13 protein-coding genes are annotated in these 16,320 nt (G+C 62.5%); all 13 read left to right on the top strand.

The features are described 5' to 3' along the window. The first annotated feature begins 128 nt into the window (after nucleotides 1-128). The 13 genes from ENJ54_01450 to ENJ54_01390 all read left to right on the top strand — a co-directional run bounded on the left by ENJ54_01450 (nucleotide 129) and on the right by ENJ54_01390 (nucleotide 16,320). Nucleotides 129-2,918 (top strand): 2Fe-2S iron-sulfur cluster binding domain-containing protein, encoded by a 2,790-nt coding sequence (locus ENJ54_01450; GenBank protein HFC08509.1) that lies wholly within the window; start codon nucleotides 129-131, stop codon nucleotides 2,916-2,918. A 395-nt stretch (nucleotides 2,919-3,313) separates the two neighbouring features. Further along, entirely contained in the window at nucleotides 3,314-4,177 is an 864-nt protein-coding gene (locus tag ENJ54_01445; protein HFC08508.1) for a PIG-L family deacetylase, read from the top strand. Between the two features lie 12 nt (nucleotides 4,178-4,189). Further along, complete coding sequence (locus tag ENJ54_01440) at nucleotides 4,190-5,227, top strand: SIS domain-containing protein (GenBank protein HFC08507.1); 1,038 nt, start codon at nucleotides 4,190-4,192, stop codon at nucleotides 5,225-5,227. Nucleotides 5,228-5,370: 143 nt separating this feature from the next. Then, a complete protein-coding gene (locus ENJ54_01435; GenBank protein ID HFC08506.1) occupies nucleotides 5,371-6,129 on the top strand; it encodes a GntR family transcriptional regulator in 759 nt (252 codons plus the stop codon). Continuing rightward, complete coding sequence (locus tag ENJ54_01430; protein ID HFC08505.1) at nucleotides 6,126-7,571, top strand: extracellular solute-binding protein; 1,446 nt, start codon at nucleotides 6,126-6,128, stop codon at nucleotides 7,569-7,571. The genes ENJ54_01435 and ENJ54_01430 overlap by 4 nt, the downstream gene beginning before the upstream one ends. A gap of 72 nt (nucleotides 7,572-7,643) precedes the next feature. Further along, nucleotides 7,644-8,612, top strand: coding sequence for a sugar ABC transporter permease (locus tag ENJ54_01425; GenBank protein HFC08504.1), 969 nt, complete (start codon nucleotides 7,644-7,646; stop codon nucleotides 8,610-8,612). Continuing rightward, on the top strand, nucleotides 8,609-9,457 hold the full coding sequence (locus ENJ54_01420) for a carbohydrate ABC transporter permease (GenBank protein ID HFC08503.1): 849 nt from the start codon (nucleotides 8,609-8,611) through the stop codon (nucleotides 9,455-9,457). The genes ENJ54_01425 and ENJ54_01420 overlap by 4 nt, the downstream gene beginning before the upstream one ends. 9 nt (nucleotides 9,458-9,466) lie before the next feature. Beyond that, on the top strand, nucleotides 9,467-10,675 hold the full coding sequence (locus ENJ54_01415) for a class A beta-lactamase-related serine hydrolase (protein ID HFC08502.1): 1,209 nt from the start codon (nucleotides 9,467-9,469) through the stop codon (nucleotides 10,673-10,675). Beyond that, nucleotides 10,672-12,564: an N-acetylmuramic acid 6-phosphate etherase gene (gene murQ, locus ENJ54_01410; protein ID HFC08501.1), complete on the top strand. Its 1,893-nt coding sequence runs from the start codon at nucleotides 10,672-10,674 to the stop codon at nucleotides 12,562-12,564. Before ENJ54_01415 ends, murQ begins: the two co-directional genes overlap by 4 nt. Nucleotides 12,565-12,890: 326 nt before the next feature. Then, nucleotides 12,891-14,159 carry an acyl-CoA dehydrogenase gene (locus tag ENJ54_01405; protein HFC08500.1) on the top strand — a complete coding sequence of 423 codons (1,269 nt, stop codon included), beginning with the start codon at nucleotides 12,891-12,893 and terminating at the stop codon, nucleotides 14,157-14,159. Continuing rightward, nucleotides 14,156-14,713: a GNAT family N-acetyltransferase gene (locus tag ENJ54_01400; protein ID HFC08499.1), complete on the top strand. Its 558-nt coding sequence runs from the start codon at nucleotides 14,156-14,158 to the stop codon at nucleotides 14,711-14,713. Before ENJ54_01405 ends, ENJ54_01400 begins: the two co-directional genes overlap by 4 nt. 44 nt (nucleotides 14,714-14,757) lie before the next feature. Further along, on the top strand, nucleotides 14,758-15,195 hold the full coding sequence (locus ENJ54_01395; protein HFC08498.1) for a chromate resistance protein: 438 nt from the start codon (nucleotides 14,758-14,760) through the stop codon (nucleotides 15,193-15,195). Nucleotides 15,196-15,231: 36 nt separating this feature from the next. Next, nucleotides 15,232-16,320 (top strand): hypothetical protein, encoded by a 1,089-nt coding sequence (locus ENJ54_01390; GenBank protein HFC08497.1) that lies wholly within the window; start codon nucleotides 15,232-15,234, stop codon nucleotides 16,318-16,320.

The following is a 16,320-nucleotide window of genomic DNA, read 5'->3' as shown; positions in this document are numbered from 1 at the left end:
AGAATTGCGAGTGGCGAATCGCGAATTGCGAGTAGCGAGTGGCGAATGAGGAATTGCGAGTGGCGAATTGCGTCGCACATCCCTCAATCCCTTAATTCCCTAATTCCCTAATTCCCTAATTCCCTCCCATGCCCACTATCACCCTTACCGTAAACGGCACCCCCCATACCCTCACCATTGACGCCGGCGAGACCCTCGCCGATGTCCTGCGCTACCGCCTTGGCCTGACCGGCACCAAAATCGGCTGCCAGGAAGGCGAGTGCGGCGCGTGCACCGTGGAAGTGAACGGCGAGGCGGTGCTTTCCTGCATCTACCCCGCCGAGCGCGCCGACGGCAAGAGCGTCCTCACCATTGAAGGGCTGGCGCAGCAGCGCGACCACGAATTCATTCTGCACCCGCTGCAGGAAGCCTTTGTGGAGCACGGCGCGACCCAGTGCGGCTTCTGCACCCCCGGCCAGATCATGGCCGCCCACGCCCTGCTGGAACACAACCCCGACCCCCAGCCCGAGGACATCCACCACGCGCTGAAGGACAACCTCTGCCGCTGCGGGGCTTACCCCGCCATTGAGGACGCGATTCTCGCCGCCGCGCACAGTCTGCGCACCGGCGAACCGCTGCCCCCGCCCGAAATCCCCGCCTCGGCCTACGCGGGCAAGGTGGTCGGCAGGCCCCACATTCGCCCCGACGCGGTGGATAAAGTCACGGGGCGCGCCCGCTACACCGACGACCTCATCTTCCCGAACATGCTCCACGCCGCGGTGCGCCGCGCCGAAGTCCCCCACGGCATCTTGCGGCGGCTGGATGTGAGCAAAGCCCGCGCGCTGAAGGGCGTGGTCGCGGTGATGACCGCCGAGGATTTGCCCGCGGCGCGCAACCACGGCGTGCTCATTGACGACTGGCCCATTCTGGTCGGCGTGGGCGAGCGCATCCGCTACGTCGGCGATGCCTTAGCCATTGTGGCCGCGGAAACGCGTGCTATCGCGCAGGAAGCGGCTTCCCTGATTGAAGCCGAAATCGAACCGTTGCCCGTGCTCGCCGACCCGCTGGCCGCGCTTGCGCCCGACGCCCCGCAGTTGCACCCTTCCGGCAACCTGCTCAAGCATATCAAAGTCCGCAAAGGCGATGTGGAACGGGGCTTTGCCGAGGCCGATGTGGTGCTGGAACACACCTTCACCACGCCCCACTACGACCACGCCTTCCTTGAGCCCGAGGCGAGCGTCGCCGTGCCCACCGAGGACGGGCGGATGGAGGTATATGTCGGCTCGCAGATCCCCTACGACGACCGGCGGCAAGTGGCCGCGGCGTTGGGCTGGCCTGAGGAGCGGGTGCACATCGTGGGGCAGACCATGGGCGGCGGCTTCGGCGGCAAGGAAGACATCGCCGGGCAGATTCACGCCGCGCTCCTGGCGTGGAAGACCGGCCGTCCGGTGAAACTGCTCTACGACCGCCGCGAAAGCCTGATTGCCCACCCCAAGCGCCACGCCACGCAAATTCGCGTCCGCATCGGCGCCAGGCGCGATGGCCGCCTGACCGCGGTGCAGACCGAACTCTACGGCGACACCGGCGCGTACGCTTCCCTCGGCGAGAAGGTGATGACCCGCGCCACCACCCATTCCGCCGGGCCTTACGACGTGCTGCACGTGCGCGCCGACTGCTACGCGGTGTACACCAACAACCCGCCGGCGGGCGCGTTCCGCGGCTTCGGCGTCACCCAGTCCAACTTTGCGGTGGAAAGCCTGATGGACATGCTCGCCGAGCGCTTGGGGCTTGACCCGGTGGAACTGCGGCGCAAGAACGCCCTGCGGGTGGGTTCCACCACCAGCACCGGGCAGGTGCTGCGGGAGAGCGTGGGCCTGCTGGAATGCATTGACCGCGTGGACGCGGAGGTGCGCCGCCTGAGAGGGGAAGCCGACCCCTTCGCGCCGCATCCCGTGCCCGGCGAGCCGCACAAAGTGCGGGCGTGGGGCTTTGCCGCGGCGTTCAAGAACACGGGGCTGGGCGGCGGCGCGCCCGACGAGGCCACCGCCGAGGTGGAACTGCTGCCCGAGGGCTTGTTTGAAGTGCGGATTTCGTCCGCCGAGTTAGGGCAAGGGCTGGTTTCGGTGTTGCAGTTGGTGGCCGCGGAGGAAATCGGCGTGGAGGCGGATGGTGTGCGGGTGTTAGTGATGGACACCGACCGCACCCCCGACGGCGGCCCAACCACGGCTTCCCGGCAGACTTACGTCAGCGGCAACGCGGCGCGGATGGCGGCGCGGGTGCTGGTTAACGCCTTGCGCTCCACCCTGGCGGAACGGTATGACGTTCCGCCCGACCAAATCCGGCCGCAGCCCGAGGGCCTTTTGCTGGGCAAGCGGCTGCTCCGCTGGCCTGAGGTGGCGGCGGGAATGCACGCCTTGGGGCGCGCGCCGCGCGTCCGTTACACCTACCACGCGCCCGAGACCAGGCCGTTAGGCGAAAGCGGCGACATGCACTTTGCCTACGCCTTCGCCGCGCAAGCCGCAGAGGTGGAAGTGAACACCCTCACCGGCGAAGTGAAAGTGCTGCGGGTGGTGACGGCGGTGGATGTGGGGGCGGCCATCAACCCGCTGACGCTGAAAGGGCAAATTGAAGGCGGCGTGATCATGGGCATCGGCACCGCGCTCACCGAGCACTTCATCGTTGAGGAAGGCCGCGTCGTGACCGACCGCTTAGCCCGCTACCGGATGCCCTCTTTTGAGCAAGTGCCGGAAATCATCCCCATCGTGGTGGAGCACCCGGTGGAAACCGGCCCCTTCGGCGGCAAGGGCATTGGCGAAATTGTCAGCGTGCCCACGGCGCCCGCAATTGCCAATGCCATTTACCGCGCGGTGGGGGTGCGATTCGATCGCCTGCCGGTGGATCAAGAAGCGTTGGCCAGCCGCTCGCCGCGCGACGCCTGAGGGGGCTTCGGGCCGGGCTGTCACGCCAGGGCTGAGGTGTGGCGCGGCCTGGGGAAAAGCCGACGCGCCGGGGGGCTCTGCCGCGCGAGCGCTCTGGCTGAGAGGGAAGAGGACACGCGAGGGGGGCTCTCGGCGAAGCGTTGTAGGCGGTTGGTTGCGGGGCGGACGGGGGGTGAGAGGCTCCGCAGGGGGAAGTGCCCGTGGAGAGTGGGGCTGCCACGGGGACGAGCCGTTTTCGGGTATACTCTCTGATAATGCTAACTGCCCTGGGGCGAGATGGAGGCTTGCCCTTGTTGCCTGCTCGGCGCTGCCGACAGGCATCGCTGTATATGGCAGGTGGCTTGTTTTGTCCCCCCTGTTGCCTTGGCAACACCCGAATGATAAGGAGCGTGACGATGAACTTGCGAATGCCTCAGGCGGAAGTTTACATCCCTGACGGCATGCCCGAAACACAGGCTTTAGAGCGCACAACCCATTTGTGCATCGCTGCCCATCAGGACGATATCGAGATTATGGCAGCGCAAGCCGTGTTGGCGTGCTTTCAGCAGCCGGACCAGTGGTTTACCGGCGTGGTCGTGACCGATGGGCGAGGGTCGCCGCGAGCGGGCCTGTATGCTGGCTACACGGACGATGAAATGTGGGCGGTTCGCCGACAAGAGCAGCGCAAAGCTGCATTTGTAGGCGAATACGCTGCCCAGATTTTGCTCGATTACCCCAGCAGCGTGGTCAAGCGCGCGGCGATGCCCCCTACGGAGGATTTGGTGGCCGTGCTTCGGGCCACCCACCCGCGTGAGGTTTACACGCATAACCTGGCCGATAAGCACGATACTCATATCGCCGTAGCCCTGCGGGTTATTCAGGCCATCCGCATGTTGCCGCGGGAAGAACGTCCCGCAAAGTTGTATGGCGGCGCTGTGTGGAGGGACCTGGATTGGATGCGCGATGAGGACAAGGTGGTGTTCGACCTTTCTCACCAGGAAAATTTGCAAGCGGCTCTGTTGGGCGTGTTCGATTCGCAGATCAGCGGGGGAAAACGGTACGATGTGGCCACGCTGGGGCGGCGGCGGGTGAACGCCACTTATTTCGCTTCCCACGCGGTGGATCAGGCGACGGCCTTGGCGTGGGCTATGGACCTGACGCCCCTGGTTCAGCAAGAGAAGTTGGACCCCCTGGACTATGTGCTCACCCTCATCGAGGGTTTTCGCAACGAGGTGGCCGGGCGAATCGAGCGATTGCGGCCATCGCGTACCGTACAGTGAGAGGAGAAGAACATGGGACTACACGCAGAAATTGCCGAACAACCGGCTGTCATCCGGCGGCTGCTGGAAACCCAACGGCCCACGGCTGCGCAAATTGCTGCCGCAATTCGCCGGACTGACCCTCGCTTTGCCTTCCTGGCCGCGCGCGGCACTTCCGACAACGCCGGCCGCTACGCCAATTATCTCTGGGGAGCCCACAATCGCCTTCCGATGGCTTTGGCCGCTCCTTCGCTGTTTACGCTTTACCGCCGGCCGCCGCGGCTGCGCGAAGCGTTGGTGGTGGGCATTTCCCAATCGGGGCGCTCACCTGACATCGTGAGTGTGATTGAACACGGTCGTGAGCAGGGTAACCTCACTTTGGCGATTACCAATGCTCCTGAATCGCCCCTGGCGCGCGTGGCTGAATGGGTGCTGGATATTCAGGCCGGGCGGGAAGAGAGTGTGGCGGCTACGAAAACTTACACGGCCCAACTGGCGGCGATTGCCCTGCTTTCGGCCGCACTGGCGCAAGATGAGGCCATGCAGCAGGCGTTGGACCAGGTGCCGCGGTGGATGGATGCCATGTTGGCGTTGGAAGCCGATATTGCCCGCGCCGTCGTCCGCTACCGGTACGTGACCCAGTGCGTGGTGCTGGGGAGGGGCTACAATTACGCTACAGCATTCGAGTGGGCGCTTAAACTGAAGGAACTCACCTACATCGCTGCTGAGCCGTATTCCTCGGCCGATTTCCAGCATGGGCCGGTCGCGGTGGTGGGCAAGGGGTATCCGGTGCTGGCCGTTGCGCCTTCCGGCGCGGTGCTGGATTCGATGCGTGACTTGTTGCGTTACTTGCACGATACGTTGGGCGCGGAACTGGTGGTGATCTCTGATGACGACGAAGTGCTTTCTTGGGCTGAGGTGCCGTTGCGCCTTCCTCGGGAAGTGCCTGAATGGTTGACGCCTTTAGTGAGCGTGGTGGGGGCTCAATTGTTCACTTACCATCTGACTTTGGCGAAAGGTTACGATACAGAGCGGCCGCGTGGCTTGCGCAAGGTGACCGAAACCGTATAGGTGTGGTCTCTTGGTGCCCCAGCGAGAGGGAAATGCCGCTGAGGGCGTAAAGTCGCTTGACACGGGCTGTTAAATTTGCTATATTGGTATAGACCACTGAACAACTATACATTCTGTCCAACCTCCGGGAGGCGTGGTCCATCATGCTCGATAAGACTTACCCTTTGCCGCTCTATTTTCAGCTCAAGGAACTCTTGCGCGAGAAAATCGCCTCGGGTGAATGGAAACCAGGCGATATGGTGCCTTCGGAGCGTGAATTGAGTGAGCAATACCATATCAGTCGGATGACGGCCCGGCAAGCCTTGCAGGAACTTGCCATTGAGGGCCTGTTGCGCCGCGAACCAGGGCGGGGCACTTTTGTGGCCGAGCCAAAGATTGAGCATGGTTTGACCCGGCTGACCGGTTTTACAGAAGATATGCAGGCCCGTGGCATGAAGCCGGGTGCGCGCGTGATTCGGTTGATGGCGGTTAAACCCGCGCTGCGGGTTGCGCGGGCTTTGCAAATCACCCCAGAAAAGAAAATTGTGCTGTTGGAACGGTTGCGGTTAGCGGGGGGCGAACCCATTGCCCTTGAGACCAGCCATTTGTATTTCAATGGCGTCGAGGCGCTCTTGCAGGAAGATTTTGAGAACCGCTCGTTGTACCAGATTCTTTCGGAGAAATACCATCTTGCGCCTGCGCGGGCCGTCCAGAAAATCGGCGCAGACCTTTGTAGCCGGCGCGAGCAGGATCTTTTGCAGATTCCTGCTGGAGCCCCTGTGTTGCGCAACAAGCGTATCACTTACGACCGCTGGGGGCGCCCCTTTGAATACACTGAATCGGCTTATCGCGGCGATCGTTATGTCTTCCAAGCCGAGTTGAGTGCTTTAGACCAATCTCAAGGAGGTAACCATGGAAGATGAGGATGCCTGTTGTTCCCTATCCTTTTCTCGTTTTTTCTATCCCTAACACACAAGGAGAGAAGCAAGTGAATCGCAAAAAAGTTTTTGTCTTACTGGTCGGGCTGTTCGTGGTAGTGGCTATGGCGTTAGGCGGCTGTGCCAAATCCGCGTCCACACCTCAGCCTACCGCTGCCCAGCAGCAGTCCGCGCCGACCGCTGTGCCCACCCAGGCTGCCGGCGAAGCGCCTACCGAAGCGCCTACCCAGGAAGCCGCGCCGCAGAAGAACGTCACCCTGACGGTGTGGTCCTGGCGCACCGAGGACGAAAAAGCCTACAATGAAATTTTTGCGGTGTATGAGAAAGAACATCCTGGTGTCAAGGTGGAATTTGTGCCCTTTGTTGCCACCGATTACAACAACATCCTCGCGACTGGCCTGACCGGCGAGGGTGGCCCCGACGTGGTGCAATTGCGCGCTTATGGCGGGTTGCAGCCGTTGGTGGAAGCCGGGCAACTGGTTCCCCTGGATGGCAAGGTCAAGACCCTTGACAACTTCACGCCCGATATCCTCAAGGGCGCGATGGGCGTCAAAGACGGCCATATCTACGGCGTGCCTTTCGGCATTCAGGTGCTGGGCGCTTACTACAACAAGGATATCTTCGACGAACTGGGGCTGAGCGAACCGCAGACGTGGGACGATTTCATCAACATCCTCAAAGTGGTCAAGAAGGCTGGCTACACCCCTCTGGCAGTGCCTGCTAAAGATACCTGGATGCTGCCCATCGTTCACGATACCATTGGTGCCCCTCGCTACGGCGGGCCTGAGTTCGAAAAGAAGATCCTGGCTGGCGAAACCGACTTCACCGATCCGAACTATGTTGCCTCGATTCAACTGGTGAAAGACTTGCAGCCCTACATGCCTGATCATGTTGTCGGTGTGGGGTATCAGGACGCTCGCACGCTGTTCGTGACCGGTCAGGCGGCCATTTTCATCGGCGGCTCTTTCGAGGTTGGCTTCTGGCGTGACCAGGCGCCCGATATGCACATTGGCGTTTTCCGTGTGCCGCCCGCGCCCGATTCGGTGCATGATGGCCCCTTGGCTCCGGGTTGGATGGATGGCTCTTACGGCGTGAATGCCAACAGCGACGCCAAAGAGGAAGCCATCAAACTGGTAGAGTGGATGGGGACCCCTGAGTTTGGGCAGATGTTCACAGAGAAAATCAAGCAGCTTTCGCCTCTGCCTCAGGCGAAACCGACCGACCCGCTGTTGCAGAAGTTTGCCGACTTCTACGCCGAGACCCCCGCGGCGTACATGCTGCTGGTTGATTTCCGTTATGGCAACCCCTCGGGCACGACCTTGATGGGGAACGGCATCCAGAAGATGCTCTTGGGTGAAATAACGGCTGACGACGTGGCTCAGAGCCTGCAGGAAGGCATTTCCCAGTGGTTTAAACCCAAGAAGTAGTTTTTGTGCTGAGGGCTTTGGCGGAGCGACCTGATGCGTCGCTCCGCCAAACCTTTGTGGTGGAGGCGGGGTATGTCTCTCTTGCGACGGTCAACGCAAAGGAAGAAACCCAGGCACGGCCGCGCCCGGGGCGTGGGGCGTGGTGCCCCCTCGTGGGGCATTGTGGCGGCGTTCATTCTCCCGGCTTTTTTGCTTTATACCGTTTTTATGGTTTGGCCTTTGGCTCAATCCTTTTACTTCAGCCTTTTTGAGTTCAAAGGGCTGGCGCGTGGGGCTTTTGTCGGTTTGCGTAACTTCCGTGAACTTTTTACCCGTTATCCCGTCAATGAGCAACTTCCCCGCGCCTTTCTTCATAATGTCTATTTCTTTGTGGGCACCATGCTGGTGCAGAACACTTTGGGGTTGCTGTTCGCCAAATTGCTCTACAAGCCCCGCTTTGGCAAGCGCTTTTTCCAGACGGTTTATACCATGCCTTATTTGATCAGCGCCTTGGTGGTGGGCTATCTGTGGAGTCTGATGCTCAACCCGCTCTTTGGCCCTATCAACCGGGTGCTCAAGGCGGTAGGGCTGGGGGCGCTGGCCCGCCCCTGGTTGGGAGACCCAGCCACGGCGTTACCGGCGATCATTTTAGCGAACGCGTGGCAATGGGTGGGATTTCCCATGCTTCTGTTTTCTGCCGGTTTGGCGAATATTGGCGAAGACCTGCGGGAAGCCGCCCGCATTGATGGCGCTTCGCGCTGGCGGCTTTTCTGGAGCATTGAACTGCCGCTGCTTTTGCCGGTCATCGGAATCGTCACCGTGCTGACCTTCATTGGTAACTTCAACGTCTTTGGCATTGTTTGGGCCATGGGCGGGGTGAACGGCGAGCCCGCCGGGGCCACCGATGTGCTGGGGTTGGTGTTCTATCGCACGGCCTTCCGTGGCGGTGTGGATGCGTTTGGGTTGGCTTCGGCTTTGGCTGTGTTGATGTTTGTGCTTATCTTTGGCGTCTCCATGGTCATGGTCAGCGTTTTCCGCCGGTGGGAGGAGAACTTGCGATGAGGATTTCGAGGAAGCAATCTACGCGTCGGATTGACTTGGTCGCCATCGGTACGCAAATTCTGCTGTGGGGTTATGCTTTTGTGGTTCTGGGCCCCTTGTTGCTCGTGGTCAATGATGCGCTCCGGCCCAGCCGTGACATCTTTCGGAATCCGTTGGGGTTGGCGACTTCCCCTTCGTTCCAGAGCTTTGTCAAGGCGTGGGAAAAAGCCAATTTCAACGTTTACTTTTTCAACTCCCTCATCATTACCGTGGCGGCGGTGCTCCTGGCAACGGCCGTTTCGGCCCTGGCCGGTTACATGCTGGGGCGCTATCGCTTCAAAGGCAGTGCTTTTCTTTCGGCTTACTTCTTGGCCGGTTTGATGCTCCCTTTCCGTTTAGCCATTGTGCCTTTGTTCTTGCTGCTCAACGACTTGGGCCTGGTGGATACCCGCTTGGGGCTGATTCTGGTCTATGCAGCCACCGGCATTCCCTTTTCTGTGTTTATCCTTTCGTCCTTTTTCCGGCAACTTCCTCAGGAATTGAGCGAAGCGGCGCGTATCGACGGAGCGGGCGAGTTTTCCATTTTTGGTCGCATCATGTTGCCGCTGGTGCGTCCTGCCCTCGCCACGGTCGTGGTCTTCCAGTTCGTCCCCCTGTGGAACGATTTCTTCTTCCCCTTGGTGTTGCTCCGCTCCACGGACAAGTGGACTTTGCCGGTGGGAATGACCCGTTTCTTCGGGGAATTCCAGACCGATTGGTCTACCCTTTTCGCCGGGCTCATCATTATGACCCTGCCGTTGATCGTCATCTTTCTGCTGGCTACCAAGCAAATTATTGCCGGTTTGACGGCGGGCATCGGCAAATAGGATGGCGTTTTGACTGCTGCCACAACCCTCTGGAACAAAGTTGACAGCCTCATGGAACAGGGGGTGGGGCACGTGTTCCCTGCCGCGGTGCTTTGGGTGCAGCAAGGGGGGGAAGTGCGCTTCCGCGGGGCTTACGGCTGGCTCGACCCAGAAACCCGGCAGTTTGCCGCCGAGGAAGACACCCTTTTTGATTTGGCTTCGTTGACCAAGGTTTTCACCGCCACCGCGTGGATGACCCTCGTGGCGGCGGGGAAGGTCACGCCCGATACCCCCGTGGTTGAGGTGTTGCCGGAACTCCGCGGGCGGCATCCCATCTTGCCGGGCATTGATCCCCATGCCAAGGTGCCGTTGCCGCCTGACCCGGCCTATCAAGGGAAGACGGTGGACGCTGCCAGGGTCACCTTTCGCCACCTGCTGAGCCACACGGCGGGGCTGGCGGCCTGGGTGGATGTCTGCGGCATGCCGGCGGGGGCTTCGGTGCCGTTGCCGCATCGTCTGCCGGCAGAAATGCGCCAGCGACGGCTGGCGGCTTTGTTGCATGCACCGCGGTTCGTGTACCCGCCGGGGGAAGGGCTGGTTTACAGTGATGTGGGCTTTGTGCTTTTGGGGGAATCTGTGGCCCGGCTGGCCGGTATGCCTCTACCCGATTACCTGGCGCGAGCGGTATTGACCCCTTTGGGCATGACGTCGGCCACTTACAATCCCCTGGCTCAGGGAGTTCCCCAGCGCTGCCTCGCGCCCACCGAGCAATGTTCCTGGCGAGGGCGACGGCTTTGGGGGGAAGTGCACGACGAGAACGCATGTTGCCTGGGTGGGGTGTCGGGTCATGCGGGGTTGTTTGCTACGGCCAGGGAGGTAGCCCTTTTGGGGCAATGCGCTTTGTCGTTGGGAGATGGGTTGCTCCCCCCGCCGCTGGTACGGGAAATGGTGCGAGAGCAGGCCTGGGTGGGCGCTGAGCGGCGCGGTTTGGGCTGGAAACTGCAGACACCCACCCAAAGCCCGGTGGGTGACGCTTTCAGTCTGGAGAGTTTTGGGCATACCGGTTTTACCGGGACTTCCCTGTGGGTGGACCCGAGCCGGGAACTGGTGGTGGCGCTGTTGACCAACCGGGTGTATTTTGGCCGAGATGGCGAGCGAATTGCTCACTTTCGTCTTCGGGTGCATCAGGCTGTTGCAGCGGTGGTGGAAGCGAGCACTACTGGAGAGGGCCTGAGATGAGTTTTTTTGTCATTGGTGTGGATGGCGGCGGAAGCAAGACCGAGGCCGTGATTTTGGATGCCCGGGGGAAGGTGTTGGGGCGCGGCCGGAGCGGTCCTTCCAATCACCACCTGGTGGGGGAAGAGGGGGCGCGGGCCGCGCTGGAAGCGGCCATGCGCGCGGCCGCGGAGGCGGCGGGGGCGCCGTTGTCCCAGGCCGCGGCGGTGGTGTGGGCGCTGGCCGGGGCCGGTCGCCCTGCTGAAGCCCAGCGCCTGCACGACATGCAGGCCGCTCTGTTCCCCGGCGTTCCCGGTCAGGTGGTGGATGACGCCGCCGCCGCGTTGGTGGGCGGGGTAGGCCGCCGTCAGGGGGTGGTGGTGATTGCGGGAACTGGCGCGATAGTGTATGGCGAAGATACTGCCGGAAATACCGCCCGCTCGGGAGGATGGGGCCATTTGTTGGATGAGGGCAGTGGGTATGCCCTGGGACTTTGGGCGTGTCGGGCTGTGGCCCGTGCAGCAGACGGCAGCGAATTGCCTACCCGCCTGACCGACCGCTTGCTGCAAGCCCTGGCGTTGCCTTCAGCAACGCAATTGATTCCCTGGCTCTATGACGCGCGGCGTGGCGTGGCCGAAATGGCAGCCCTGGCTCCGCTGGTATTGGAAGAGGCCGAGCGGGGCGACCTGATTGCCACCGATGGCGTGCTGCGGGCGGCCGATGCCCTGGCCGAGGGGGTGGGCGCCGTGGCTCGCCGGTTGGGATGGAGCGATGCCGAACCTTTCCCTGTGGTGCTCACGGGCGGGCTGTTGTCGCGGAGCGCGTTTTATCGCTCGGTGGTGGCGCAGGCTGTGCAAACCCGCGTGCCTGCTGCGCGACCTCGGCGCCCCCTGGCCGATGCAGCCGTGGGGGCAGGGTGGTTGGCGTTGGCGCTGGCAGGCCGCCCCTGGCCCCGTCACGCTGCGTCGCAAGCGCCTTCCGGGGGCGGGCCCTGGACTTCGGAGCAGCGGCATGTCCTCACCCACGATTTGGATACCCGCACCACCCTGGAGATGGTGGGGCTCATGCATTTGGAAGACCGGCGGGCTGTGGCCGCGGTGCGTCTTCAGTTGCCGGCTATTGCCCAGGCTGTGGAAGCCATCGCAGCCCGCATGAAGCAGGGTGGGCGGTTGATCTATATCGGCGCGGGCACGTCGGGGCGCTTGGGGGTGTTGGATGCCGCAGAGTGCCCCCCCACCTTCAATACGAAACCAGGCCAGGTGGTGGGCGTGATTGCGGGGGGGCGGGCGGCCCTCACCGAAGCGGTGGAAGAAGCCGAAGATAGCCTTGAAAATGGCATCCGGGCCATCCGTGACCTGGAAGCCGGCCCCTTAGATAGCGTGGTAGGCATCGCTGCCAGCGGGCGGACGCCTTACGTGCTGGGGGCCCTTACCGAAGCCCGGCAGCGGGGCGCGCTGACCGTGGCGCTGATCTGCAACCTGCCGGCCCCTTTGGCGGAAGTCGCTGAGCATGTGCTGGCCCCGTTGGTCGGCCCGGAAGTGATTGCGGGTTCTACGCGGCTCAAGGCTGGCACGGTGCAGAAACTGGTGCTCAACATGCTGAGCACCGGCGTGATGGTGCGTTTGGGGAAGACCTACGGCAACTTGATGGTGGATGTGCAGCAGCACAACGCCAAACTGCAGGAGCGGGCTCGGCGCATTGTGGCTCAGGCCTGTGGGGTTTCTCTGGCCGAGGCTGCAGAGGCACTGGCGCGCTGTGACCGCGATGTCAAAGTGGCCATCGTGAGCACCATGCTCCATTGTTCCCCCAAACAGGCCCGCGAGCATCTGCGCCGGGCCGGTGGCAATGTGCGGCAAGCCATTGCCGCGGCGCGCAAGGAGGGGAACGAGGAGCCGGCTGCCTTGAAGCATTAGGGCGCACCGGGGTATCGCTTTCCTGCGAGGGGATGAGAGGAAGCCCGCACGTCAGCGTTTGCGATGCTGGTCGGTTCAAACGCCGCCGTGGTTGGCTTGCATGCCAGCCCGGCGGCTTCCCTTTTCTCTCACGAGCCCTGGCAGGGGTTCAGGGGTATAATGAAATTGCCGAGGTGGCGCTTCCCCCGCGGTGGTGAGGGTTGGCGCAGCGGCAGGCTTTTTGGATGGTTTTGCTTGCCAGGGTTCCCGGCATTGCCTTGGGGGCGGTTTGGTCGGAAGGGTGAAATACCGAGAGCCCCGGCCGCTTTGAACGAGGAGGCAATCTCATGTCGGTGGAAGCCATGTTGAGCGAAGAAGAGCGCGCCCTGCAGGCGCGAGTGCGGGAATTCGTCAAGTCGGTGCCGCGGCAATTGCTGCTCGATATGGACGCCGAGAAGGTGGTCTACCCCCGCGAGTTCCTGCAGGAAGCCGGGGCGCGCGGCCTGCTGGGGCTGCGTTTTGACCCCCGCTGGGGCGGCGCAGGCGTGCCGTGGGCTGCTGAACTGGTGGCGCTGGAAGAAGTCGGCGTTTTGGGAACGGCGCTGGCCTGCCTGTATTCCCTGATTTCCATTGTGGGCGAGGCCATCCATGTTTTCGGCACGGAAGACCAGAAGGAGCGCTATCTGAAGCCGATGATTGCCGGGAAACTGGCCGTGGCCGAGGGGTTGACCGAACCCCGCGGCGGCTCAGATTTCTTCGCTGCGACCACCAAGGCCCGCCGCGAAGGCGATGTGTTTTACGTCAGCGGGCAAAAACGCTTCGTGGTGGGGGCGGAAGGCGCCGACCTCTTCCTCGTCTACGGCAAGGTGGAAGGCATTGACGACCCCAAGAAAGCCATGACGGCTTTCCTGATTGAGCGCGGGCCGGGTGTGGAAGTGCATCACGTTTACGGCCTGATGGGCACACGCGGCGGCGGTACCGGGCGCATTGTGTTCAAGAATGTGCCGGTGCCGGTGGAGAACGTCCTGGGCGGGGAAGCCGGCGTGGGCAACGGCACCGCCGTGTTCCACCAGATGATGATTCCGGAGCGGCTGACCTCGGCAGGCGGTGCGGTGGGCATGGGGCGCGCCGCGCTGGAAATCGCTGCCCGCTACGCCGACCGCCGCTATGCCTTCGGCAAGAAAATCCGCCGTTTTGAAGGCGTGAGTTTCAAGATTGCCGAAAGCCTGACCCTGCTGGATGCGGCGCGGGCGCTCAACCGTGCGGCGGGCATGGCTGCCGATAGCGGCGCCGTACCCTCGGGCAAGGTGCGCCGCCTGGTTTCCGAAGCGAAGAAGTTTTCCACCGAAGCCGCGTGGGAAGTGGTCAACCACGCCATGCAGATTTTGGGCGGCATTGGCTATACCAACGTTTTCCCGGTGGAACGCCTGCTGCGCGATGTGCGCCTGATTACCATCTGGACGGGCACGAATGAAATCATGAACCTGGTAATTCAGCACGAGTTTTACCGGGAATTCCTGCAGGCCGGGCCGCGGGGGCGCGATGTGGAAGCCGACGCCGCCGAAGCCGACGCTGTGGAGGAGAAAGAATACAACGCGCCGGGGGAGAAAGAATGAGCGCCACGGATGCCACGGCTCCCCGGCCTTCCGCTGTGACCGTGCGTCGGGCGGAAGAAGGCGACGGGGCGGCGCTGGTGCCGCTGCTGGCAGGCTTCCGGGTTGCACTGGCTGCCCTGCATGGCCGCACCCCTTCGCCTGACCTGGAGGCCGCCAGGCGCGAACTGGCCGATTATCGCGCCCGGCGTTACCCCATCTTCGTGGCGGAAATTGAGGGCCAGGCGGTCGGCCTGCTGGTTTGCCGGGTGGACGACGATGTGGTGTGGGCTGAGGCGCTGTACGTCGCGCCCCCCTACCGTCGGCGTGGCGTGGCCGCGGCGCTCTACGCCCAGGCCGAGGCGCTGGCTGTTCGCCTGGGTAGCCCTACCGTGTACAACTGGGTGCATCCCAACAACACGGCCATCATCCGCTTTTTGAAGAAGCGTGGTTACGACGTGCTCAACATGGTAGAGGTGCGCCGTCCGCTTCCCGGTGAATCTCTGGCAGGGCGCGTGCAGGTCGGCCCTCACGAGTTTGCTTACCCCGTGGATGTCGAGCAGCACCGCAAGGGTTGACCTTGCGGTTTTTTTGTCCCTTTTCCCTGTGAAAGGAGCCTCAGATGAAATGGGTAACCCGCTCGCATGTGCATGTGGACCGCGTCGCGTGTCCGTGGTTGATCAGCCGCTTTATCGATTCAGAAGCCGAGTTCCTGTTCGTGCCCAAGAGTGAGGTCAATCGGGTGGCCGAGGAAACCGGCGCAATACCTTTCGATGCCCCTGGTGTGGAATTGGGACATCACGGCAATAAATGCTCCTTTGAAACCATCATTGAGCATTACGGCCTCACCGACCCCGCGTTGCTGCGGCTGGCGCAAATCGTTCATAGCGCCGATATTCGTGCCGACCGCGGCAACGGCCCGATTGCCGCCGGGCTGGAAGCCCTGGCCGTGGGTTACAGCCTGCGCTTTCCCGGTGACCTGGAAAATTTAGAGCGGCAGTTTGATGTTTACGATGCGCTCTATGCCTGGTGCCGTTTGCAGGTTGCCAAAAGTGGGTAGCGGGCTGGCTGGCTGCTCTGCCGTGGCGGCGGGAAGATGAAAACAGGCCGCCACGGCAGGGTTTCCAACAGGCGGGAAGGCCGCCAGCACCCGGGCAGCGGAGGGTGGCGGATAGGCTTCCCGTTGTTGGGAGTGGTGGCGTTTTGGGGCCTGGCGATGTTGGGGGGCTGTGCCCGCGGGATAAATGCCCCAGTCTGGCCGCAGGGTGAGGCCCCGCGTGGCACGCTTGCCACGCACACGTTGGTGGTGGATGGCGTCTCGCGGCGCTATGCCCTTTATTTGCCCGCGGCAGAAAAGAGCGGGCCGTATGCCCTGGTGCTGGAACTCCACGGCGGCGGCGTGACGATTGACGATATGACGGGGGAAAGCGGTTACAAAACCCCTTACAAACTCTGGATGCCCCTGGCCGATGCCGAGGGTGTGGTGGTGGTTTATCCCGAAGGGCGGCCCGGTGCTTACGGCAAGCCCACCTGGAACGATTGCCGCGGCGATGCCACGGTGAGTTCTCAAGCCGACGATGTGCGGTTTATTGGCGTGCTTCTGGAGCACTTGCTCTCCACTTATTCCATCGACCCGCGGCGGGTGTATGTTTCCGGCACTTCCAACGGCGGGCTGATGGCCTTGCGCCTGGCGGTGGAGATGCCCACCCGCCTGGCCGCAGTGGCTGCCGTGGCAGCAGCCATGCCTGCTCATTCCGAATGCCCGCCGCCTTCGCATCCCCTTTCGGTGCTGTTCATGAACGGCACGCGTGACGCCCATTTGCCTTATGAGGGCGGCACGGTTTCCAGGCCGCCGAAACCTTCTTTCGGCACGGTGCAATCCACCGCGGCCTCGGTGGCGCTGTGGGTCAAGGTGGACGGCGCCGATCCCGAGCCGGTAGTGCACCGGTTCCCTGACCTCGACCCGCACGATGGCAGCACCGTGGTGCGGTACACCTACGGACATGGGGTGGGGGGCACCCAGGTGGTGCTCTATCGCATCGAGGGAGGCGGTCACGCCGCACCGAGCATGGCTCAGCAGTATTCCTGGCTGTATGAATGGCGCTTTGGCCACCAGAACCACGATATCGAGATGGTACAAGAGGTATGGCAGTTTTTCCGGGATAAGCGGGTGCTGGGGCCGTAG

The organism is Chloroflexota bacterium, assembly GCA_011322445.1.
Lineage (GTDB): Bacteria > Chloroflexota > Anaerolineae > Anaerolineales > DRMV01 > DRMV01.
Note: the sequence above shows the minus strand (reverse complement) of the source record. Positions and strands in the feature narration are given on the sequence as shown.

What these genes read in the sequence shown, in the direction of transcription:
- ENJ54_01420 (HFC08503.1), top strand. Translation starts at nt 8,609, where the DNA reads ATGAGGATTTCGAGGAAGCAATCTACGCGTCGGATTGACTTGGTCGCC.
- ENJ54_01395 (HFC08498.1), top strand. Translation starts at nt 14,758, where the DNA reads ATGAAATGGGTAACCCGCTCGCATGTGCATGTGGACCGCGTCGCGTGT.
- ENJ54_01400 (HFC08499.1), top strand. Translation starts at nt 14,156, where the DNA reads ATGAGCGCCACGGATGCCACGGCTCCCCGGCCTTCCGCTGTGACCGTG.
- ENJ54_01445 (HFC08508.1), top strand. Translation starts at nt 3,314, where the DNA reads ATGAACTTGCGAATGCCTCAGGCGGAAGTTTACATCCCTGACGGCATG.
- ENJ54_01435 (HFC08506.1), top strand. Translation starts at nt 5,371, where the DNA reads ATGCTCGATAAGACTTACCCTTTGCCGCTCTATTTTCAGCTCAAGGAA.
- ENJ54_01450 (HFC08509.1), top strand. Translation starts at nt 129, where the DNA reads ATGCCCACTATCACCCTTACCGTAAACGGCACCCCCCATACCCTCACC.
- murQ (HFC08501.1), top strand. Translation starts at nt 10,672, where the DNA reads ATGAGTTTTTTTGTCATTGGTGTGGATGGCGGCGGAAGCAAGACCGAG.
- ENJ54_01425 (HFC08504.1), top strand. Translation starts at nt 7,644, where the DNA reads ATGTCTCTCTTGCGACGGTCAACGCAAAGGAAGAAACCCAGGCACGGC.
- ENJ54_01405 (HFC08500.1), top strand. Translation starts at nt 12,891, where the DNA reads ATGTCGGTGGAAGCCATGTTGAGCGAAGAAGAGCGCGCCCTGCAGGCG.
- ENJ54_01430 (HFC08505.1), top strand. Translation starts at nt 6,126, where the DNA reads ATGAGGATGCCTGTTGTTCCCTATCCTTTTCTCGTTTTTTCTATCCCT.
- ENJ54_01390 (HFC08497.1), top strand. Translation starts at nt 15,232, where the DNA reads ATGAAAACAGGCCGCCACGGCAGGGTTTCCAACAGGCGGGAAGGCCGC.
- ENJ54_01440 (HFC08507.1), top strand. Translation starts at nt 4,190, where the DNA reads ATGGGACTACACGCAGAAATTGCCGAACAACCGGCTGTCATCCGGCGG.